The organism is Nonomuraea sp. NPDC051941 (assembly GCF_044593615.1).
Window position 1 is genome coordinate 216,485 of record NZ_JBIUCF010000002.1, and the last position, 21,002, is coordinate 237,486.

A 21,002-nucleotide genomic window follows, 5' to 3' on the forward strand; every position below is an offset into this window, starting at 1 on the left:
GCCGAGCCGACGCCCACACCTTCGCCTTCATCCGCTTCCAGCCCTGCCCCGTCACCGCAGGTGACCTGGATTCCACCTATCCCGTCACCCTCCTCACCGTCTGCAGGCATGCAGGAGTGCGGATGGATGGATATCGGTTGCAAGATCAACCAGGCGATGAACGGCTGGTTCACCCACCTGGTGGTCGATGCCATCAATCCGGCGTTCGTCCTGGTCGGCAGCGTTCTGCTCTCCGCGCCACCGCCGACGATGCTGGAGCGGGTCCGGGAGCTGTCCGACCACGTGCGACTGGTCGCCAACGCGCTGCTCATTCTGATGGTGCTCGCCGGGGGCGTCATCGTGATGGCGTACGGCAGCGCGCAAAGCTCCACCACCCCGGCCGAGGTCATCCCACGCCTCGTCGTCGCGGTGGTGGCATTGAACGCCTCGCTCACCATCTGCCAGTACGCCATCGAGCTGGCCAACGCTCTGGTTGCCGCGCTACTCGGCGACGGAGTCGACGGGCATCGGGCCGGGAACCTCATCGCCGCCAAGGTCGACACCCTGATCAAGGACCCGAAGGGCACCGCACTGTTCCTCGTGCTGCTGATCGGCGCGGCGGTGCTGATGGGGCTCCTGCTTGCCTTCATCGGCCTCATCCGCGTCACCCTGCTGCTGTTCCTCATCGTCGCCGCACCGCTCGCCCTGCTGTTTCACGCCCTCCCGCAAACCGAAGGCGTCGCCCGGCTGTGGTGGCGGTGCTTCTTCGGGCTGCTCGCCATCCAGGTCTTGCAAGCCCTCGGCTTGATCCTGGCGTTCAAGTTGTTCCTGACCGATTCACCCGGCACCTATCCGCTCCAGCCAGCCGGCCCCAGTCTTGGGGATGCGGCCGAGGCGACGTTGCGGCCCACGGTCAACCGTGTCTTGGACGCGCTCATCGTGATCGGCATCCTCTTCGTCTTGATCAAGATCCCGGGGTGGGTCGCCCGCACCATCTGGCAGCAGGGCCAACCCCACATGCTCAAACGGCTACTCAAAGCCGTGGTCGTCTACAAGACCCTCGGCGCAGCCCGCGCCCTCGGTAAAGCCGGACATACAGCCAAGCGCGGAACCGCACAGGCCAGACGTCGGCACAGCGGGCCACCGCCCCAAGGCCGCCCCACCCGACCGCAAGGCCCGAGGGGCCCACGACCGCATCGCCCTGGCCCTCACACTCCGCCCAGCCCAACACCGGGAGCCGCAATGCCCAACCACACGCCCGCCTGGCAGCAGCTCCCACTCCCCCTCAACCTGCCATCCCGCTCAACGAGCGCACCGACACCCAAAGCTGCAGCTGCTGCGGCCAAACGTGCCCGGCAGGGCACCCAGCTCGCGCTGCCGTTCCCGGTCACCCGCGTTCCACGCCCAGCCCGCACCGCGTCAACGGCAACGCCCTCCACCTCGGCGGGGCCGTGGATCCGGCCGCGTCCGCCCTGGGTTCAGGACCGGCTGCCCGGAATGCCCACTCGCACGCCGCGCCCTGTCCAGCTCCGCCTCCGCCTCGACCCGCCGCCCCGCCGCATCCCACTCACCCAGCGCCAACCCAGAAATGAGGGCCGGTGAACCACAGCCCAGAGCCGCCGCCACTGATGGCCCGCATTCCCGCCGATGTCAACCAGCCCGACAAGATCGCCTACGGGCTCACCTTCCGGCAGATCCTCATCGTGATCCTGACCGGCGGCATCGCCGCTGTCATCTTCTACCTGTTCCACCGGCACATGCCCGTCATCATCCTCGCCGCCATCCTCCTCCCGCTCCTCGCACTTGGTCTCACGGTCGCGCTAGGCCGACGAGATGGGTTGAGCCTGGACCGTTTCGCCCTTGCTGCCCTGTTCCACAGTCGTACGAACAAAAGACTGGTCGCCGCACCGGAGGAGATCGCCGGACCGCCGAGGTGGTGCCGCCTGCGCGGCAAGCTACCCGCCCCACTCCAGCTACCCGTCCGGGCAATCCGTACCGACGGCGCACTTGAGCTCGCGGACGGAGGGGTCGCGGCGCTGGTGGAGACCAGCACCCTGTCTTTCCACTTGCGCACCACGAGCGAGCAGGCCGCACTCGTCGGGGCGTTCGGGCGGTGGCTGAACTCGCTTGAAGCACCCGTGCAGATCCTCGCCCGCGCCCGCCCCGCCGACCTCACTGACCTGGCCGAGACCGTTGAGCAACAGGCAGCGAGCCTGCCCCACGCCGCACTCGCCGCAGCCGCCCGCGAGCACGCCGACTACCTGGCCGAGCTCAACGCCTCCCGCGAACTACTGACCCGGCAGGTTCTCATCGTGCTCCGCGACCACCCCACCGCCCGTCGGAGCCGCGGCTCGGTACGGCGAGACACCGCCGCAGCCGTAGTCCTACGGCGGGCCGCCGAAGCAGAACGCAACCTCGCAGCGCTCGGCGTCACCACCCGCATCCTCGACGCCGAGGCAGCCAACCAGGCGCTGACCGAGTGCCTCGACCCCGGCGGCCGGCACCCGCTCGGCCCGGCCCTCCCCGACGAACTGATCACCTCGACCAGGAGCACTCCGTGAAGCTACGCCGACGCAACCGCGACGAGGCCAGCACCCTCGCCCACCCGGGATCGGCCCACATTGGCGTCAGGAACGTGACCCTGCCCAGCGCTGTCACCGCGTCGTTCGCCGTCATTGGTTACCCCCGCGACGTCGGCGCCGGGTGGCTCGAACCCCTGCTCACCTACCCTGGCCGCCTCGACGTGTCCCTACATGTCGAGCCGATCCCACAGCAGGTGGCCGCTATGCGGTTGCGCCGGCAGCTCGCCCGCCTGGAATCGGCCAGCCGCTCCGACGCACAACACGGCAGGCTCCAGGATTTCGCCGCCGAGGCAGCCGCCGATGACGCCACCGACCTGGCCGACAGCCTCGCCCGTGGCCACGGCCGTCTGTTCAAAGTCGGCCTCTACCTCACCATCCACGCTCCCACAGAACCCGCCCTCGCCACCGAAGTGGAGCGCGTCCGGACCCTCGCCGCCTCCCTCTTGCTCGACGCACAACCCGCCACCTTCCGCGCCCTGCAAGGCTGGACCACGACGCTGCCCCTGGGCGTCGACTCCATCCAGGCAACACGAACGTTCGACACCACCGCTCTGGCGGCGGCCTTCCCGTTCACCTCGCCGGACCTGACCACCGCCATCGGCGAGACCGGGGTCTTGTATGGGCTGAGCGCCACCAGTTCTGGCGTCGTCTTGTGGGACCGCTACGCCCAGGACAACCACAACTCCGTCGTGCTCGCGCGCTCCGGCGCTGGCAAGAGCTTCTTCACCAAACTCGAAACCCTCCGCCTCCTCTACCAAGGCGTGGAGGTCGCTGTCGTCGACCCTGAAGATGAGTACGCACGCCTCGCTCAAGCAGTTGGCGGCACCTGCCTGCACCTCGGCGCGGCCGAAGTTCGGTGGAACCCCTTCGACCTGCCCGCCAGCCACGGCCCGCGCGATGACGTGCTGTCCCGGCGGGCCATGTTCCTGCAGACTCTCATCGCCACCATGCTCGGCGGCACGCAGCTCACGCCGCAGATGCGCGCCGCGCTCGACTCGGCGATCATCGCGACCTACCAGGCCGCAGGAATCACCCGCGACCCCGACACCTGGACCCGACCCGCACCGCTGCTTGCCGATCTGGTAACCACGCTTACCAAAGAGGTAGGCGGTCAGGCTGAGGCGGAACTGGCCGCACAGCTCGCTCCCTTTGTCTCCGGCTCTTACCGCGAGCTGTTCGACGGCCCGACCACCACCCACCCAGCCGGACACCTGACGGTCTTCTCCCTACGGGATCTGCCCGAAGAGATGAAAGCCGTCGGCACCCTGCTGGCTCTCGATGCGATCTGGCGGAAAGTGGCCAACCCCCGCGACCGCAAGAAGCGCCTCGTCGTCGTGGACGAAGCCTGGCTGCTCATGAAGGAACCGGAAGGCGCCCGCTTCCTCTTCCGGATGGCCAAGGCCGCGCGCAAACACTGGGCCGGACTCGCTGTCGTCACCCAGGACGCCGCCGACCTGCTCGGCACCGAACTGGGGCAGGCGATCGTCGCCAACGCAGCCAACCAGATTCTCCTCCGGCAAGCACCACAAGCCATCGGCGCAATCGGAGATGCCTTCGACCTGACCGACGGCGAACGCCAGTTCCTGCTCACCGCCGAGCGCGGCGAGGCGCTCCTGGTCGCCGGCCCCGCCAGCCGAGCCGCTTTCCACGTCATCGCCTCACCCCGCGAGGTCGAGCTGATCACCACCGACCCTGCCCACCTCGCCCAACTCGACCCGCTCCAGGCGCGAACTGCGCAACCGGCCGACCCGCCCGGCCTCTTCAAGATCAGCACCGGCCACCAGGACGAGGAAGGCGACCCGCTATGACCAGCAACGCGTCACCGGGCCCAGATGGGCCGTGCCTGCTGTGCGGCATTGACGAGCATGACGTCCAGACCGCCCTCGACTTCCTGGCCGAGCTACCCGCCCGCCTGCCCGAACTCGCCGTCACCTACGGCTCTCGTCTCGCTCTGGCCGTGGGAGTGGTGTGGGCCGTAGCCGCTGCAGTGCGCTACCTGCTCGGCTGGCTACATCACGCCGATATGACATTCGAAGCCCGCTTGATCGAGATCTCCAGCCCGCCGCGCAGCGACCCCGAAGGCGCCGTGGTGCTGTGGCGGCAGCTCGTCGGGCAGCTCCGGCCCGCGTGGAAGCGCGCCTTCAGCGGACAACCGCACCTGGTGTGGGAGTACCACGGCAGCGACGCCGGAATCAGCATCCGCGTGTGGGTGCCTGGCGCCATCCCGCCCGGCATCGTGGAGAAAGCGATCCAAGCTGCATGGCCGGGCGCCGTCACCACCACGAGCCCGGCCACCTCGCCCCTCCCTGCAGCGGCCGAGGTTACCGGTGGACGGCTCATACCGGCCGCGCCGGAGCACTTCCCGCTCAAGACCGACCACGACCACGACCCCGTCCGCTCCCTTCTGGAAGCCATGAGCGGGCTACGTGAAGGCGAGCACGCGGTCGTCCAAATCCTGGCCCGCCCAACCACCGGCAGGCGCCTGCGCCACGCGTACCGGGCAGCCGCCAACCTGCGCGGAGGAGGCAGCCGTCACAGCCTCGGCCGCGTCTTCGACGAACTGCTTCCCCTGCCCGATGCCAGCCGCAACCGCCACCACAGCGGCGAGCTGGCTCGCGAGTTCCCCGAACGCGCCGAGCAGGTCCGCGCGATCCTGGCCAAGGCTGGCCAGCCGCGCTACACGGTCGCCATCCGCTACGCCGTCGCCACCAACCGCGAACCCGCCTTCGCCAACGCGCCGACAGGCGATACGGATTCGCGTGACCTGGTTCGTGGGTGGCTGCGAGGCCAGGCCCACACTCTGGCCGCCGTCTTCGCCCTCTTCACCGGTGGCCACCAGTACCTGCGCCGAGCCCGTCTCTGGCGCGCTGACCGGATGATCGGCTCGCGCCGCCTCGACGGTGGCCACCTGCTGTCCGTCGCTGAGCTGGCCGCGCTTGCCCACCTGCCGTGGGACATCGACGCCCCCGGCATCACCCGTGCCGGGGCTCGTCCTGTCGCGCCGTCCCCGGCCGTACCCCGACATACGGCGGGCGGTACGGCCCGCATCCTGGGCGACGCCGACAGCGGACCGCAGCGTCCCGTGGCGTTGCCCGTGGCCGACGGCCGCCATCACACTCACGTCCTGGGCGGGACCGGCGTCGGGAAATCCACCCTGTTGGCCAACATGGTCCTGGCCGACGTTCATGCCGGGAGAGGTGCCCTCGTCATAGATCCGAAGGGGGACCTGGTCACCGACATCCTCAACCGGCTGCCTGAACGAGCGATCGGTAAGACCGTGGTGTTCGACCCGCAAGACCCGGCGCCACCGCCCTCGATCAACATCCTCGCCGGAGGCGACCCCACCTTCGCCGTCGACTCCGTCGTCACCATCTTCCACCGCTGCTTCTCCACAGCCTGGGGACCACGCGTGGATGACCTGCTGCGCTCCACCTGTCTCACCCTGACCAGCGTCCTAGGCCGCAAAGCCACCCTGGCCGACGTTCCACGGCTGCTCACCGACTCCGCCTTCCGTACCCGGATCACCTTGGGCCTACAGGATGAGCTACTGGCCGGCTTCTGGGACTCCTACGAAGCCCTTACCCCGGCCGGCCAAGCAGGCGTCATCGGGCCCGTGATGAACAAACTCCGCGCCGTCCTGCTGCGACCGTTCGTCCGGCAAGCGCTGGCCAGCCCGGACACCACCGTCCCCATCGGCCAACTCCTTGACCGGGGCGGTCTCATCCTGGCCCGCCTGCCGAAAGGCATCCTCGGTGACGACGCCGCCCGGCTGTTCGGCTCCATCCTGCTCGCCCACACCTGGCAAGCCACCACCCGCCGCACCAACCTCGCCGAAGCAGACCGGCCCGACGCCGCGCTCGTCATCGACGAATGCCACAACTTCCTCAACCTGCCGGGCCACATCAACGACGTCCTCGCCGAAGCACGCGGCTACCGTCTCTCCCTTGTCCTGGCCCACCAGCACCTCGACCAGCTCCCCGCCGACCTGCGCGAAGCCCTGTCCGCCGACGCCCGCAACAAGATCTACTTCAACACCTCGCCTAAAGACGCAGGCGAGTTGAAGCACCACACCGCCCCTCTGATCAGCCCGCACGATCTCACCCACCTCGGCGCCTACCAAGCCGTCGCCCGCCTCATCATCGACCGCCAGCAGACACCCGCCTTCACCTTGCGCACCCGCCCCCTCCCTGCCCCAGCCGAAGGCCGGGAAGAAGCCATCCGCCACGCGTCGCGCGAGCGGTTCGCCAGCGGTGCCACCACCGGGCGCGCAAGCCGCTCACACAAGCAGCGAGCGGGTAATAGCGCACCCGGCCATGACCCCCGCGACAGCGAAGCCTCCCAAGCCCAGCAGTCCACCAACCGGTCCTGACCCAGCCCACGCCCCATCACTTCACGGAGTTACCACCATGCCGAACACGCCCTGCACCTGCTCGTGCACCTGCCAGTCCAGTGACCAGCCCGTCTCCCGCCCGCCCTCTCGCAAGCTGGCTCGCTGGACCGTGCAACCCATCCCCGCAGCCCAGCCCCGCCTCGACCGCGCTGCCCTGACCGCCCTCGCCGCAAGGCTCACCGAACGCGATTACCAGATCCTCGACTACCTGCACCGCCACCGCGTCCTGACCACCCACCAACTCCAGCGCATCTTCTTCGGCATCCCCCAAGCCACCCGCAAACGCATGACCACTCTGTTCCACCTCAACGCCGTCACCCGCTTCCGCCCCTGGGCCGGATACGGCGCAGGCTCAGCTCCCATCCACTGGGCCCTCGGTAAAGCGGGAGCCGCCGCACTGGCCGCCCACCACGGCATGCCACTCAAGGAACTCGGCTACGACCCCGACATCACCATCGCTGTCTCTTCCCGTCTGGCTCACCAAGTCGGCGTCAACGACTTCTTCTCCCGCCTGCAGCATCACGCCCGCCACACCCCGGCAACCCACTTGAGAGCGTGGTGGTCGGAGAAGCAGTGCGCCAAGCAGTGGGGCGACCTGGCCCGACCCGACGCCTACGGCTACTGGCGCGAAAACGGCCACGAGATTGACTTCTTCCTCGAACACGACACCGGAACCGAAACCCTCCAGCGCGTGGCCGACAAACTCCACAGCTACCGCGATCTCGCCGACGCCACCCAGATCACCACTCCCATCCTGTTCTGGCTGCCCAACCCCACCCGCGAAGCCAACCTGCGCAAACTCCTCAACAACCGTGACCTCCCGATCGCCACCGCCACCCACACCACCTGCGGCGACGGCCCCGCCGGACCCATCTGGCTTCCAGCCCCAGCCGAGATGGGTCAGCTCAGGATGCGGCTGGCCGATCTCGCCAACGGCTGGCCCCACCTCACCCTCGGCCGCACCCAACCCCAGCCCACCACCGACAGCCACCACGACACCGACGCCGACTTCCTCGACAACCTGTTCCCGAAGGAAGACGAGAAGAGGTGAAGGCTGCCGCGGCCGGCACCGCGCTCCTGCTGCTCATCGTCTTGGCCTTCGTCGCAGCTGCCACCAGCATCCTGACCAGCTCGCCAACACCCGGCGGCATCGCCTGCACGATCGCACCCACGACAAGCAGCGTGACGGGCGGCCCGGTCGCGGTCTCACCCTCTGCTCGTACGGCACCCATGCAGGACCTCGACGTCGAGCAGCAGGCAAACGCCGTACTCATCGTCCAAGTCGCCATGGAGCGCGGTCTGCCCGCGCGAGCGGCCGTCATCGCGATCGCCACCACCCTCCAGGAATCCAAACTGCGAAACCTGCGGCACGGGCACCTCGACAGCCTCGGCCTGTTCCAGCAGCGTCCCTCGCAAGGCTGGGGAACACCCGAGCAGATCCTCGACCCCCGCTACGCCACCGGCACCTTCTACGACCACCTGGTGAAAGTGCCCCGCTGGGAACAGCTGCCACTCACCCAAGCAGCCCAAGCCGTCCAGCGCTCTGCCTCGCCGAGCTCCTACGCACAGTGGGAGCCGCTCGCCCAGCACACCGTCGACGCCCTCGCCGGAACCTGCGTCACCGTCATCCCCGGCGAGCGCGTGATGGCCGTCCTCGCCTACGCCCACGCCCAACTCGGCAAACCGTACCTCTGGGGGGCCGAGGGACCGGCCGCCTTCGACTGCTCCGGCCTGACCATGCGCGCCTACCAAGCAGCCGGGATCTCGATTCCAAGGGTTGCCGCCGACCAATGGCGGCATGGACCGCCCATCTCGCGCGGTCAGGAACAGCCCGGTGACCTGGCCTTCTTCCGCATGGAAGCAGACGGCCCGGGACACGTCGGCCTTGTCATCGGAAACGGACGGATGATCCACGCCCCCAACCGGCGCACCGTCGTCAAAATCGACACCTACCAGCGCGGGGACCTGATCGGGTTCACCCGGCCCCACGCTCACCCCACCACCGGCTGACCACCGTAGCGGCTTCCCCAGCCACTCACGCCCATGGAACGGCCTACCGGCCGCCGTACAGCCCCGACCGGCCATGAAGTGGCACTCGCAGCACCTATCCGGTGGGTGAGCTGCTGGTTTCTTCCCGGAAACTCGTGGTCACGGAGAGGAAGGTGGCCGATACTGTCCGGGAAGATCTCCAGCGGCTCAGGTGAAGGAGATGGCCGCGTGTGCGCGATACGGCTCGCCCCGTCACAGCTGGTCGTCAGCCTCTCCTATGACCTCAACAACCCGATGAAGATCCGCTCCAAGCACAAGGTCGCCGGCATGCTTCTACTCGACCGCGACTACGCCAACCGCCTCGACCGAGGCTGGAATGTCCCCGGCGCATACCTCCTGCTCGACCGACCGAACGCCGAGGGCCGCTGGGGAGCCTACGTCGGCAAAGCCACCACCCCGGGACTACGCCACCGCGTCCTGCAGCAGCTCAAAGACCGCGACCACTGGTACCGGGCGCTGCTCATTCGCTACGAATCCAACGACGATGAGACGTTGAACAGCAGTGAGGCTGGATGGCTGGAAGAGCGCCTCTACGACCGCCTCGCCAATGCCGGGCAAGTCGATCTGCGCAACCGCAACCGCCCCCACGACCCCACCCTCTCCGACGACGACCAAACGAGCCTCATCGACTATCTCCTGCCCATCGAAGCCGTCCTCCGACTCATCGGCCATACCCTCGACCGCAGGCCAGACGACGCCCCCGACGGTGGTGGGCCAAGGGTCAGAATGATCGACACCACGCCTGGGGAGCACCTCACCACAGTGATCGGCACCGCTCCAGCAGAAGGGCCCGACGTACATAAGGAGCAGATACTCGCCGAACTGGAGACCAAGCTGAAGAGCTTGAATGACGGCACCTATGAAGGTTGGTAGGAGAGCCCAGGCCGACAGAGCCGGTGGTGCAGGAGGTGTGCCCCGGCCAGCACAATACGGATGTGCTGGCCGGGGCATGCCTCCTACGCCACCGGATCAGGCGCTACCGGATGTAGCCCTCTCCTTTCTCCCCACCGAACATCCGGCAGGTAAGTTCCTCCTCAGCAGTGAGCACCACGGCGAACAGTTCCGGAACGCCGGTGTCCAGTGCCTTACGGAGCCGATGCCAGCCGTCGATGATCAGCAGGCCGCCGTTGGGCACCGGGGCCACGATCAGCGGCTCGGACAGATCCACCTGAGCCGCGTGCTCGGCGTTGATGGCGACCAGTCGGAGCATGCCCGCCCATTCGTTCGGCTCGATCCGGCCGTCCGGCGTGCGGCCCTGGGTCAGCTTCTTGGCGGCGGTAACGTCCCACCGCCAAGCCAGCATCTGAAAGAACTCCACGCGCGAGCTATCCATCCGGCCCTGCGCGGTTTTGCTCGCGAGTGGAGACTCCGGCGGGACGGGAGGGTGATCGCCGGTAGCGGCGCGGTGGCTCATGCTGTCGCCTCCTGCCCGGTCGAAGCGTCCGGAGACTGCTCTGTGGAGCAGGCCGGCACGAGCATCTCGGCTTGTGTGAGGAAGGCGCGAGCGGCGCCTTGCCGGATAAGTGCCAGGCTGCGGTCGAGGTGGGCCAGGGCGAGTTCGTGCTCGCTGCTCAGGCCGAGAGCCTGTACGGCGATCTCGGGGTCTGGTGAGGTGGGGTCTTCGAGGTAGGGGGTGATCCAGGAGACGAACCTGGCTATGGCCTGAGCCGGAGGCAAGCCCCCGCCATCGGCGTGCTCGATGTGCCGGGCCACCAGCAGCCACCACGTGGAGAGGGTCTGCGCGTGCAGGGTGTTGTGGAGCTGCTCGGCGGTCAGCCGCTCGCCCCGGCCAAGACGCCGGAAGAGGTCGTCGATGTGCTGCTGGCGGGTGCTTCGGGCCTGGTCGATGACCGCCTCCAGTGAAACCGGAACCACTGTGGGCGGTGCGCCGGTGGCGGGATGCTGCTGGGAGTTGTTCATGACATGGGTTCCTTTCTTTCGGGGATGCGCTAGTGGGGTCGACTGCTTGGTCCTGGCCCCGCCGCCGTCGAGGGGGGCGTGCAGGGGCTGGCCAATTGGGGGCGGTCGTGTTCCACGGGCGCGGCCGTGACCGGGTTGCCTGCCTGGTCGATGAGGTGCTGGGTGAGGAGGTGGCCGCTGTCGTTGAGGAAGTCTCGGGCGGCTATGCGCGCGGCGTGGGCGAGGGCGTGATCGAACAACGTCCCCGGCCGGGCGGCCGGTGGTTCCCCGGTGAGGTAGTGGCGGGCCCAGGAGCGCACCCGCCGTACGGCGTGATCGGGTGCCAGCTTCTTGCCGGCGATCTCCTCGTCCACCAGATCCCACCAGGCGCGTGATGCCTGGGCGTGGGCGGCGGCGAACGACTGCTCGCCGGACAGTCGCTGCCCGTTCTGCAAGGCGAAGACCGCCTCGGCTGACGCCGCGTAGAACACGCGGCGGGCGGCGCTGATCTTTTCGTCGGTCCGCTGCTCGAACAAGCACGCCGCCTTCTCGGTCTGGTTCGCAATGACGTCCGAGACGAAGGTGGCACCGCTTGGCTCACCGGGCGGGGACAGGGGGCCGGGCTGGCTGAGGTCATCCATCATGTGTCTTCCATTCGTCGGGTGACAGGGTGGTGAAGGGTGAGGGTCGTGGGGCCGCCCGTCTGGTCGGCTCGGGGGTTCACCCCGCCCGAGCTCAATAGGCACGGGCCGGGTGGGGCGGACGGTGGGAGGCGGTTGGCCGCCCCGCATGCAGCGCGCTCGTCAGCGGCGGTCAGGATGGCCGGGACTCGCTGGTCGCGGTCGTTGGGATGTCGATGTCGGCCGAACGGACATCCTGATCGGAGGGGAGGGCAAGCGCCTCGGCGAGCTTCTCGGTCGCGTCCAGGAAGGCACGCGCGCCGCCCCGCCGGGACTCGGCCATCGCCTGCGCGAACAAGCCGCCGTTGTTCACCGGGCGGGCGTTGATCAGCGACTCCTGTGCCCGTTGCCGCACGGTCATCAGCGCGGTACCGCCGTCAACCGTCTCTTCGCTGCCGTGGGTGAGATCGGTGACCTGCTGCCACCACGACATCCGTTGGTAGGCGTAGGCGATGCGGCCCAAGTCCTTGTCGTGCAACGTCCCTTCATCATCGAGGGAGGCGATGCGGTTGAGGGCCTCGCTGAGTTCCCAGCGGGCGGCGTTGGCGTAGTGGACGGCCAGGTCTTCGAGTCGTCCCATCAGGATCTCCTTCGGTAGCGGTTGGTGACGTACGTGGGGCGCGTAATCAGCCGGTCGGAGCGCCCGTCTCGGACCGGATCCACCGCCCGCCGGGGGCAACCCGGGGATGGTGTGGCGGACGGCCCCGTGTGACCGCCCGAGGTTGGTCGGCGTTGGTCCTGTACGGCCCGCGCCGGGGCCGTACAGGGCGCTCTTCGGTAGTCAGCCGGTGGCGAGGAGCCGAAACGCGCGAGTCTTGATCTTCGCGTTGTCGTGGTCGTCGAGCAGGGCCCGCTCAGCGCGCACGGTGGCCACGTCGCGGGTGCCGAACACCGGGCTCTTGTGATCGAGCCGCTCGGTCACCGCGTTGTAGGCCGCCCACCGCGTGTTGCGAATCGGCTCCTGCGTGGGCGCAGTGGTGAACAGGTACTCCAACTCCCGCATCGTCAGGTCGTGATTGCGCTTCGCGAGCTCTTTGGAGTCGGCGGGCAGGGGGTGGAGGCGGGCGGCGAACTGCCGGAACTCCTTCACATCCATCGGCATGGCGAGGAGCTTCTCGGCTTCGGCGGCGAACGCCTGACCGTGCCGCCACGTCAGCTTCAGCGCATCGCGTGCCTCGGCGATGCGCCCGGCCATGCGGCCGGTGTGACGGACCGTGAATTTCGAGGCGTGGTTGGCCAGCGCAGCTCGCTCCGTGTTGGCACACACCACCCGTACCGGCGTCGCGACCGTGACGAACGACCCCCACCCGTCATGCCGGGAGAACGCCGCCAGATATAGATCGAGCTGATCGAACCCGCCGACCATGAGCGGCTCGGGCAGCCGCATGGTGACGAAGATGCGCCGCCCATTGTTCAAAGACCCGCCCGTGTCGAACACGGCCCCGGATTCATCCACGAGGGTCTGCAGAAAGGCGGTGACCTCTTCGTTCTGCAGCACCTCGTACTCTTTGCCGACACGGCCGAGCCGTTCGGGCTGACCGGTGACGGGGTTGGTGCGCACCACGAGGAAGTCCTCATCCGTGGTGACCGGCTGACCGGTAACAGGGTCGGTGACCTGGCCGACCGGCACCTTCCGGACGTTCCATCCGGCGAGGTTGGCGCGGGTGAGAAGTTCCTCGGCGGTCATCGGGCCGGGAGCGGTGTAGCCGAGCCGATGCCAGCCCGGCTTCCCGGCGGCGGCGAACCCGGCCGAACCGTTGGCGAAGATCTCGATCTCGTGAGCCATGACAGTGCCTTTCTGATCTGCGGGCATGCGAAACAGCCGCGATGTCGGATGTGGCGAAGCGGCGGGCCGGTTGGTCGCTTACCGCTCGGCGCGAGGGGACGGGGCTGCCGCACGTGGCGGTCGGATTGCCTATGGGCGTCGGTAAGGCACCTCGACCGGGTTGGGGGTCCGGGAGGGCGGGCCGGTGTGGGGTGGCCCGCCCGAACACCCGGACTCAGTCGCCGTAACTGTCGGTGCCCGTGGTGGCCGTGTCGCCGGGCTCGGCAGGGGCGGGGGCCTCGGCGGTGGGGGTGAGGGCGAACCGGCGGGGCCGCTCACAGGTCAGCACCGCGTGACCGAGATTGACGAGCCGGTCCAACGCGTTGGCCACCGCGCCGGACGAGGCGTCCAACACCCTCGCGATCTCATACGGGGTGAAATCCTTTCCCGGGAACTCGATCAGGTGTGCGTGTACCCGGTCGCGCAACGCGCCCGGCCGTACGCCGCCGCCCACGCCCCCACTCGGCCGGGCGGACGTGGCGCGGGCCGGGGCGGCGACGATGCCGGTCAGCACCGCCCGCGCATTGCGGTGTACCGAAGCGACCTTCGCCATCGCCATTTCCAGACATCCCAACGCCACCACCATGTCGTCGTGGGCGTCCTTCTCCGTCACCACCCGGCCTAGGAGGTTGACCAGTTCGATCAGTTCGGTTCGAGCCTGTGTCCACGCCGGATCTTCCACCGCAACCGGCTCGAATGTGTCCTCGGACGCGTCGGCGAGGACATTTGATGCGGTCCCGCCGTCCGTCTCGTCCGGGTGACCATCCGGCTCTTCGGCCGGTCCCTCGTCGGTCGGCTCATCCTCGTCTGCCGGGATGGCATCAGCTGTCTCCGTTGCGTCGGTGACCGCTTCTCCGTCCGGGGCAGACGCGAGGTCCGCGTCGTCGGCGAGCGATGCTTCGGCGTCCGGGGCGATGTCGGGGGTTTCGCCGGTGACCGCATACCACCGGTCAGGGGTTCGGCCTCGGGTCTGGCCGTCCTGCCCGCCCGGCTCACGGCGTGCCTGTCCGTCGGCTTCGAGCTGGTTGAGGATCTTGCCCGCGACCATCCGGCTCAGATCGGCCGCCGCGCCGATGATCGTGGCGGATGCGCCCGGCTGGGCGTTCAGCGCCGCCCACACCGCCGCCACCCGCGCGTCCACGTCCACCGTGGGGTCAGCGTCCGGGCGGACAGTTCCGGGGCCGTCAGGGGCCATCAGGGGCGCGGCGTCGGTGGCCGCAGAAATCGTTTTGTCAGCGGTCTTTTCCGGGGTGGTGATAGCCATTGCGTGACGCCCTTTCCGGTCGCATTTACCGGCCCCGATTCCGGACCGGTGTTTTGTTTGTGCGACGACCATCCCTCGCATACAACAGGGAAGCAAGCCGACCCGGAAACTTTTTTCGTCACCCCAACGGCTGGAGAGGCTAACCTAACTAACAATACATGCGACCTGCGAAAACATCTCGCGAGAAGCTCCCACGACGGCTTGACATTCGCCGCCGGCCCGGCTCTTCCCGCATTCCACCAGACGACGGCGAACGACGCCATTTTGCCCGATTCTCGATTAACGAAATCTCGCAGATAAACATGCGTCCCGGTTGACATTCATGCGCGATCGAGCGTCCATGGAATTAGACGGAAAACACCGCCGACAAACCGCACCCGAATAACTAGCCAGGGAAACGAAAGGAAAACGGATGGCACCCGCAATCGCCGCCGCCGACGCCATCAACGTGAACGCTGCCCACATACGCGGCCTGACCGCCAGCGGCCCCGGGCGGGCACTGATGTGGGATGGACACGACGTGTTCACCGCAACCGCCGACGTAGCCGACGACGGGACCGTCCTCGAGATCATCAACTACGAGGACGCCACCGCCATGCACGAGCAGTCCGCCCGGCGCGGCCAACCGGCCAACCCCGCCACCATCGCCGCCGACGTCACTGGCCAGGCCCGCACCCGCCTCAGCCAATGGCGGCACACCCAGAAGATGATGCGCGTCACCGCCCCCTACACCACCGCCCTACGCCCCCACGGCATCCACCGCTACCAGGTCAGCCACCCCGCCACGCACGACGGCTACATCACCACCGCATACCGGATCACCCCGATGGGCGCGACCGCCTCGATCACCATGCCGTACTTCCCCGACTCGATCGCACCCATCACGATCACCATCACCGACCCCCGCCCTGGCACAGACCCCGCGTACATCGTGACTGTTCCCCGCCGCACCCCGCCCGCCGCCGTCGCCGCACTGATCGCCGCCGCCACCGGACTCATCCCGCACACCGCCACCGGCTACCGCCATCCCAACGACACCGGCTTCCCCGACAAGCCCCACTACCTCGAAGTCGAACCGGCGCACGCCCGCGCCCTAGCCGCCCACGGCCCCGGCTGGTCGATCATGTGGAACGACCGCCACGCCCAACCCGTCATCGTGCCCACCGAACGCGGCGACGACGGTTCCCTGCTCGAAATCTGCTCCTACGAAGGCATGTTCAACCTGAGGGGCCAACACGACAACTGCGACGATTGCACTACCTGCGACATCGATGACAATCCCGACTTCGACGCCATCGCCGACGACATGACCGGCATCCTTGGCGACTTCTACTCCAGCCGGGATGCCATCGCCGACTACATGTGCGAGACCATCCCCTACACCCGTGCCCTCACCGAACACGGCTTCCACCGGCTCTCCCAGGGCACCCTCCACGACGCCACCTTTGATCAGCACTACCGCTCACCCGACGGCCACCTCGTCATGCTGAAGATCCCCCTCGCCCTCAACACCCCGCTCACTATCGCATGGTCCTACCTCAGACCTGCCGACCCGGATGCCCCCACACCCACCACCGAGATCCCCGCCGACACCACGCCCGCCGATGTAGCCGCCCTGATCGCCGCCCACATCGCCATTCACCCATCCACCCCCACCACGGACGGCACAGACGCGGCTGACGTGACCAGCGCGCCCGCCACCACCTGACCCTGCCCGACAACCGAACGGCCCCGGCATCGCCCCTACGGCGGTACCGGGGCCGCACGCATCCCCCGACCGATCAGCCGACGTCGGCGAACCCGTAGCCGGTCGCGTCATCCAACGCCGCCAATCCCAAACAGTCCGACTCGCACGGTTCCCCCGGCCCCACGCCACACCCCTCACACGCCCGTGACGGGTCGGCCGGACGGAAGATGTCGATCATGCCGCCCGGTAGGCGTGCCGTGTCCGTCACGTACCGAGCCGGATTCAGCACCACATCCGTGGGCCGAACGTCCGCAGCCGTCACCGCCATGAACTCGCCATCCCAGTCCCCCGACGAATAAACCATCTTCTTTTCCTTTCCGCTTTTCTTGCCGACATTCTTATTTTATCTCGACAACGCCAACACACATAGACCATGGGACTTTTTCTCGCCGCTACAAGGTAAAGTCTTCAGGCGATTCCCGGCCCCGCGCACCGACACCGCGCCAGCCCCGGCCGTACCGCCCCGACGCATGTCGGACACCGAAACAGCCCTCAGAACGAAGACGTGAGCGCCATCCGGGCCAAGGTCAGCGCAGGGGCCGGCCCTGCGGCCTCGGCCGCAGGGCCGGCAAATAGCAGCGGGGAGGGAGGCCAAGACCCCAAGGCAAGCAAGGAGGGGACACAAAGAGCACAGCCGACCATGACAACACACGCGCGCACATATTCAGGGACTCGTCTTTAGACGAGTCGGGCCGCCCAACGCACCGGCCGGAACCGGCAAGACCCGCGAAAACAAATCCGGATGGGGGTAGCGGCCTTAATTGCCAATCCGAACGCTATCCCTATTTCCAGTGCGCAAATCAGTCCCCATTCAGACACCAATGTGAGGCCTGATCCGCAACCGTGGGCAAGGGTGGGCTCGCCTCTCCCCTCCATGGGCGGCCCCCACCCCGGCCCGTCCGCCCGGCCCCTTCCGCGCCGGGCGGGTGGAGCGGCATCAACGCCCACCTGCACCCCAGGTGTCAAGCACGCGTCCCGACCGCCACGCGCCGGATGTTCCACCACTCAGGCGGCTGCCACGACGGTGGACCTCGACCGGACTCGTCGATGGCGAGACCCACTCACCGGCCCGTCCCGGCCGAACGGACGCGCGCCTTTCCCAACACGCGAACTGTTCCGCGATCGGTACCGACGCCTGCGCCACGGCCACCATCCCCACCCGTGCGGCCACCATGCCACCCGCACCCGGTCAGCGGCGACAACCGCCCACGTTCCTGTCCCGGACCGTTCCCAAGACGCTGACCGAACAGCCGCAACAGTGCCGCTCAGCCCCGTCCCGGGCCCATCGACCCCGTGCCCCCGTCAGTTCCCGCCGCTAACGCCGAAGCCGGTGACGTTCTCGATCTCGCCTGGTTCACATCCATTTCCGTCGCCAGCAACTCGGCCAAGGCCGGTAGAGCCGGGCTGGGCCCCCTCTCGCCATGCTCGACCGGACCGGACCCGGCCGAGGCCGGCTCCATTAGGCCCGGCTTGGGCGGGATCGGCGGCAGGGCCTGACGCAGCTCCTCCGGTCCAGTCGCGCTGATCATCGCCTGCTTGCCGCGCAACGCCAGCCACCGATACCGCACCACCAGAAAAGCCCAGTCGGGCCAATCCCGGCGCAACCCTGCCAGCGCCTGCCGCGCCCACTGCTCCTGCCCGAATGCGGACACCTGGTCCGCGTTCGGCCTCAGCTCGCCTCCCACAAGCCTGCGGAAGGGTCCAGGCCAGCAGCTCCTTCCTCGCTGACCGGCCCCGGTCCACTCGCCGAAATCATCACGCCATCCCGCAAGGCGCCCAGCCGACCATCCGGTACATCGCCCGATGCTCCCTGCTGCCCCACGAACGCACGGTGGGGGCAGGCGACCTCGCCGATGTTCACCGGCTCACTCGGCTCAGCAGGGACCGGCTCCAGCGCGAGGTCAGCCCAGACCGCGTGGCCCGTGATCGCATCACCTGCGATCCCTGTCCGGGCCGCCAGCTCAGCCACCCCGGCCAGGCCCCACCCGTGCTCGGCCGCCTCGGGCACTGAGCCAGGCGCGCGGGAGAAGTCCGGGGATGGGCCGCCGCCCAGGTCATAGACCACGATCCGGGCCACGTCTATGCCGCGTAGCACCTCGACCACAAAGAACCCACGCTCCCGGCCCGAACGCGAGTGCCGCAGCGCGTTGCTGACCAGCTCGGCCGTCACCCACCGTGCGTCATCCACCTGGCCGGTGTCGGCCAGAAGCTGGCCCACCATGCGGCGTGCGGGAGCCGACTGATCTCCCCGCCCGGGAAAGGCTCGCCGCCAGGCCATCCCGCTCCATACCTGTGAGGCGCGCAGCGTCGACATCACCAGCCCCGGCGCCAGATCCGGGAACTCCTCCACCGCTGACTGCCGCTGGCACGTCGACGAAACGATGAGAGGGTTCGGCCCGGCCGAACTGGCGTGCTGTGTGCGTGTGTCCATGCGGATGTCCCTTCGGTCACGCCCCCGGCACATCCGGGGAGCGGCCTGCACGATCACTCACCTCGCCGCCCGAATCACACCCCCAACCCGCCACCACGCGCCCACCCACCCCGGCCTGCAGCAACACCGTTCCCACTACCGCCGACACCTGAGACTGACCCCGGCGATCACCCCTTGCGGAGACTGGAGCCCCTCCCCAAAGGCCGCCTACCGTCCCCCAGCCCCGAATGCGGGGCACCGACGCGCCCACCGCGCGTGGGCAGGAAAGGGGAGGTCAACGCATGTCAGGTACCGGATACCAGACGCTTCTCGACTGCCGCCGCCGCAGCCGATACCTGCGCCAGCACGGCTTCACCGTGGACCAGATCGCCGTCATCCTCTGCCTCGACCACCCCGCCACCCCGCTCCGCCTCTACCGGCATGCCGCCGGACTCACCGCGGCGCAGACGATCGAGGTCTTCCACCAGCTCGCCGGCACCATCGGTGCCGGACTGCGCGAGTCTCGCCTCTACGACTACGAGAACTGGCCGCAAGCAGACCGGCGACCCCCCGTCTCCACGCTCTGCCTGCTGGCCCGCATCTACGGGACCCGCCCCGCCCATCTGCTCACGGCCGAGGTGCTGGCGACCTACGCACGACACGACCAGCGCATTCTTCACGAAGAAGAGTGAGCCTCGGCCGGGGCACCGCCAGGTCTCTATTATCCGCCGCTCTTCGACGGGCCCGGTTAACGAATGAACCGCTCATATACCTGCCGCGCCTGCGTACTCGGCACCGCGTCGATCTCCGTCAGCCGCTCCCTCAGCAGCTCGAACGAACGCCGTACCGCGGGCAGGCGCCCGAGTTCGCCTTGAACCGACATCAGCAGGCACCACAACGTCTCACTGCATGGATCGATGCGCTCGACCGCCAACCGCAGCACGTCCACCGCCCGGCCTGGATCCTCGGCCCGCACCAGCTCGGCCAGCCGCTCAGCGGCATCCGCCGCCTGCCGCTGAGCGGCCTGCCGCAACGGGAGCACCCACAGATCATCACACCCAGCCAGCAGCGGCCCTCGATACAAGGCCAGCACCTCATGCAACGCTGCGACCCGCATTGCGTCCTCGGCCGCGATCGAGGCCAGCTTGCACGCGTCCTCGAACCGCCAAAAGTCCACATCGAACGCTGCCGCGGGCAGCAGTCGCCGCTCCCTGGACTTCAGCACGAACCGCACGCCGGCCGCACACCCCGTCGCCTGCCGCATCGCCCGGTTGATCTCCCGCACCGCCGACTCCAACCGGCGCCCGCCAACCTCCCCCGGCCACAGTGTTTCGGCGATACCTGCCGCCGAAACTCCGTCCCGCGACACCGAAAGCAACGCGAACAACTCCCGCGCCTCGGCACGGCCGAAGGAGACCTCCGACCTGCCATACGACAGCCGCGGTACCCCCAGCACCTCGACCTTCGCCTTCCCCGCGGCCGCTACGAATCCCGACCTCAGCTCGACTGAAGCGCCTGGCACGAGGGGCGCCTCCGCACCCGCCTCTGCAACCGCCGGGCGGGCGCTGGGTTGATCAAGCTGAGACGTAGGCACCGCCAGAGGTTCGCTGCCCTCAACGACGGCAACCGACTCCGTCGTCATGTAGTCGACCGCAGGCGCCTGCGCCCCAGCGGATGCCAGGACAACCGCCGGAGGTACTTCAGCGTCCACACCGTTGCGACCATCGATACCGCGTGGACAGGCGGCACCGCCAGGCAGGCTCACGGCAGACGAGCCCGCCCTCGCCTGTGCAGGCCAGGACCGTAGACGACCGATAAGCGCAGCGCTCAGGACCATGAGCATGAGCCCGAACGCCAGCGCAGCGCCCAGCGGACCCATCGCCTCAGGCAGATACTCTGGCCTCGACCTCACCGCATCGCCCGGCGCAGGCACAGAGGAAGACGTGGAGGCCGATGCCGACGGCGTTTCCGATGGAGCGGGTGATGTGAGAACCATCGTGGACGATGGCCCCCTACCGTTCCTTCGTGGGCGCTGCTGACGGTCAGCCCTTGCCTGACGATCTCGGTTCAGAACTCGACCCGGAGCCCGGCCAGCTTCCCGGCCGCTTTCACGCGGCATGCGCGGTTCGGCACCCCTCCTACGAAATCTAGCTGGCTCAGCTTCATGCTGTTTCACC

At 68.2% G+C, this 21,002-nt stretch carries 18 protein-coding genes; 9 read left to right on the forward strand and 9 right to left on the reverse strand.

All coding sequences use genetic code 11. From position 1 onward, the window contains the following. Positions 1-126 precede the first annotated feature (126 nt). From ACIHFD_RS04855 to ACIHFD_RS04885, 7 genes are all read left to right on the forward strand, one after another. Positions 127-1,581, forward strand: coding sequence for a hypothetical protein (locus ACIHFD_RS04855; RefSeq protein WP_397365641.1), 1,455 nt, complete (start codon positions 127-129; stop codon positions 1,579-1,581). Next, positions 1,578-2,540, forward strand: coding sequence for a PrgI family protein (locus ACIHFD_RS04860; RefSeq protein ID WP_397365642.1), 963 nt, complete (start codon positions 1,578-1,580; stop codon positions 2,538-2,540). The genes ACIHFD_RS04855 and ACIHFD_RS04860 overlap by 4 nt, the downstream gene beginning before the upstream one ends. Beyond that, positions 2,537-4,369, forward strand: a complete 1,833-nt coding sequence (locus ACIHFD_RS04865) for a VirB4 family type IV secretion system protein (RefSeq protein WP_397365643.1) — start codon at positions 2,537-2,539, stop codon at positions 4,367-4,369. Before ACIHFD_RS04860 ends, ACIHFD_RS04865 begins: the two co-directional genes overlap by 4 nt. Continuing rightward, entirely contained in the window at positions 4,366-6,930 is a 2,565-nt protein-coding gene (locus ACIHFD_RS04870) for a type IV secretory system conjugative DNA transfer family protein (protein ID WP_397365644.1), read from the forward strand. Before ACIHFD_RS04865 ends, ACIHFD_RS04870 begins: the two co-directional genes overlap by 4 nt. Positions 6,931-6,967: 37 nt before the next feature. After that, entirely contained in the window at positions 6,968-8,002 is a 1,035-nt protein-coding gene (locus tag ACIHFD_RS04875; RefSeq protein ID WP_397365645.1) for a replication-relaxation family protein, read from the forward strand. Continuing rightward, the gene (locus tag ACIHFD_RS04880; RefSeq protein WP_397365646.1) at positions 7,999-8,961 is read left to right on the forward strand and encodes a C40 family peptidase; all 963 of its coding nucleotides are present in this window, start codon (positions 7,999-8,001) and stop codon (positions 8,959-8,961) included. Before ACIHFD_RS04875 ends, ACIHFD_RS04880 begins: the two co-directional genes overlap by 4 nt. Before the next feature lie 207 nt (positions 8,962-9,168). Then, entirely contained in the window at positions 9,169-9,873 is a 705-nt protein-coding gene (locus ACIHFD_RS04885; RefSeq protein ID WP_397365647.1) for a hypothetical protein, read from the forward strand. Positions 9,874-9,976: 103 nt separating this feature from the next. Here ACIHFD_RS04885 and ACIHFD_RS04890 read toward each other — a convergent pair whose 3' ends face one another. The 6 genes from ACIHFD_RS04890 to ACIHFD_RS04915 form a co-directional block, all read right to left on the reverse strand. Further along, positions 9,977-10,414 carry a hypothetical protein gene (locus tag ACIHFD_RS04890; RefSeq protein ID WP_397365648.1) on the reverse strand — a complete coding sequence of 146 codons (438 nt, stop codon included), beginning with the start codon at positions 10,412-10,414 and terminating at the stop codon, positions 9,977-9,979. Beyond that, entirely contained in the window at positions 10,411-10,920 is a 510-nt protein-coding gene (locus ACIHFD_RS04895; protein ID WP_397365649.1) for a hypothetical protein, read from the reverse strand. Before ACIHFD_RS04895 ends, ACIHFD_RS04890 begins: the two co-directional genes overlap by 4 nt. A gap of 29 nt (positions 10,921-10,949) precedes the next feature. Then, a complete protein-coding gene (locus tag ACIHFD_RS04900; protein ID WP_397365650.1) occupies positions 10,950-11,543 on the reverse strand; it encodes a hypothetical protein in 594 nt (197 codons plus the stop codon). Between the two features lie 169 nt (positions 11,544-11,712). After that, positions 11,713-12,159, reverse strand: coding sequence for a hypothetical protein (locus ACIHFD_RS04905; protein ID WP_397365651.1), 447 nt, complete (start codon positions 12,157-12,159; stop codon positions 11,713-11,715). Positions 12,160-12,360: 201 nt separating this feature from the next. Beyond that, on the reverse strand, positions 12,361-13,392 hold the full coding sequence (locus ACIHFD_RS04910; RefSeq protein WP_397365652.1) for a DUF932 domain-containing protein: 1,032 nt from the start codon (positions 13,390-13,392) through the stop codon (positions 12,361-12,363). Positions 13,393-13,579: 187 nt separating this feature from the next. After that, complete coding sequence (locus ACIHFD_RS04915) at positions 13,580-14,668, reverse strand: hypothetical protein (protein ID WP_397365653.1); 1,089 nt, start codon at positions 14,666-14,668, stop codon at positions 13,580-13,582. A gap of 412 nt (positions 14,669-15,080) precedes the next feature. Here ACIHFD_RS04915 and ACIHFD_RS04920 point away from each other — a divergent pair, with 412 nt between their 5' ends. After that, the gene (locus tag ACIHFD_RS04920; RefSeq protein ID WP_397365654.1) at positions 15,081-16,376 is read left to right on the forward strand and encodes a hypothetical protein; all 1,296 of its coding nucleotides are present in this window, start codon (positions 15,081-15,083) and stop codon (positions 16,374-16,376) included. A 73-nt stretch (positions 16,377-16,449) separates the two neighbouring features. Here ACIHFD_RS04920 and ACIHFD_RS04925 read toward each other — a convergent pair whose 3' ends face one another. Both ACIHFD_RS04925 and ACIHFD_RS04930 read right to left on the reverse strand, forming a co-directional pair. Then, positions 16,450-16,719, reverse strand: a complete 270-nt coding sequence (locus tag ACIHFD_RS04925) for a hypothetical protein (protein WP_397365655.1) — start codon at positions 16,717-16,719, stop codon at positions 16,450-16,452. Positions 16,720-18,084: 1,365 nt separating this feature from the next. Beyond that, on the reverse strand, positions 18,085-18,846 hold the full coding sequence (locus ACIHFD_RS04930) for an ATP-binding protein (protein WP_397365656.1): 762 nt from the start codon (positions 18,844-18,846) through the stop codon (positions 18,085-18,087). 281 nt (positions 18,847-19,127) lie between these two features. Here ACIHFD_RS04930 and ACIHFD_RS04935 point away from each other — a divergent pair, with 281 nt between their 5' ends. Further along, positions 19,128-19,517 (forward strand): helix-turn-helix domain-containing protein, encoded by a 390-nt coding sequence (locus tag ACIHFD_RS04935; RefSeq protein WP_397365657.1) that lies wholly within the window; start codon positions 19,128-19,130, stop codon positions 19,515-19,517. Positions 19,518-19,573: 56 nt separating this feature from the next. Here the strand turns inward: ACIHFD_RS04935 and ACIHFD_RS04940 are convergent, their stop codons facing one another. After that, positions 19,574-20,110: a BTAD domain-containing putative transcriptional regulator gene (locus ACIHFD_RS04940; RefSeq protein ID WP_397365658.1), complete on the reverse strand. Its 537-nt coding sequence runs from the start codon at positions 20,108-20,110 to the stop codon at positions 19,574-19,576. Positions 20,111-21,002: the final 892 nt, after the last annotated feature.

Excerpts from the sequence above, each read along its gene's own strand:
- ACIHFD_RS04925 (WP_397365655.1), bottom strand. The coding sequence starts at position 16,719 with ATGGTTTATTCGTCGGGGGACTGGGATGGCGAGTTCATGGCGGTGACG.
- ACIHFD_RS04890 (WP_397365648.1), bottom strand. The coding sequence starts at position 10,414 with ATGAGCCACCGCGCCGCTACCGGCGATCACCCTCCCGTCCCGCCGGAG.
- ACIHFD_RS04915 (WP_397365653.1), bottom strand. The coding sequence starts at position 14,668 with ATGGCTATCACCACCCCGGAAAAGACCGCTGACAAAACGATTTCTGCG.
- ACIHFD_RS04900 (WP_397365650.1), bottom strand. The coding sequence starts at position 11,543 with ATGATGGATGACCTCAGCCAGCCCGGCCCCCTGTCCCCGCCCGGTGAG.
- ACIHFD_RS04855 (WP_397365641.1), top strand. The coding sequence starts at position 127 with ATGGATATCGGTTGCAAGATCAACCAGGCGATGAACGGCTGGTTCACC.
- ACIHFD_RS04875 (WP_397365645.1), top strand. The coding sequence starts at position 6,968 with ATGCCGAACACGCCCTGCACCTGCTCGTGCACCTGCCAGTCCAGTGAC.
- ACIHFD_RS04895 (WP_397365649.1), bottom strand. The coding sequence starts at position 10,920 with ATGAACAACTCCCAGCAGCATCCCGCCACCGGCGCACCGCCCACAGTG.
- ACIHFD_RS04920 (WP_397365654.1), top strand. The coding sequence starts at position 15,081 with ATGGCACCCGCAATCGCCGCCGCCGACGCCATCAACGTGAACGCTGCC.
- ACIHFD_RS04870 (WP_397365644.1), top strand. The coding sequence starts at position 4,366 with ATGACCAGCAACGCGTCACCGGGCCCAGATGGGCCGTGCCTGCTGTGC.
- ACIHFD_RS04935 (WP_397365657.1), top strand. The coding sequence starts at position 19,128 with ATGTCAGGTACCGGATACCAGACGCTTCTCGACTGCCGCCGCCGCAGC.
- ACIHFD_RS04930 (WP_397365656.1), bottom strand. The coding sequence starts at position 18,846 with ATGGACACACGCACACAGCACGCCAGTTCGGCCGGGCCGAACCCTCTC.
- ACIHFD_RS04905 (WP_397365651.1), bottom strand. The coding sequence starts at position 12,159 with ATGGGACGACTCGAAGACCTGGCCGTCCACTACGCCAACGCCGCCCGC.
- ACIHFD_RS04910 (WP_397365652.1), bottom strand. The coding sequence starts at position 13,392 with ATGCCCGCAGATCAGAAAGGCACTGTCATGGCTCACGAGATCGAGATC.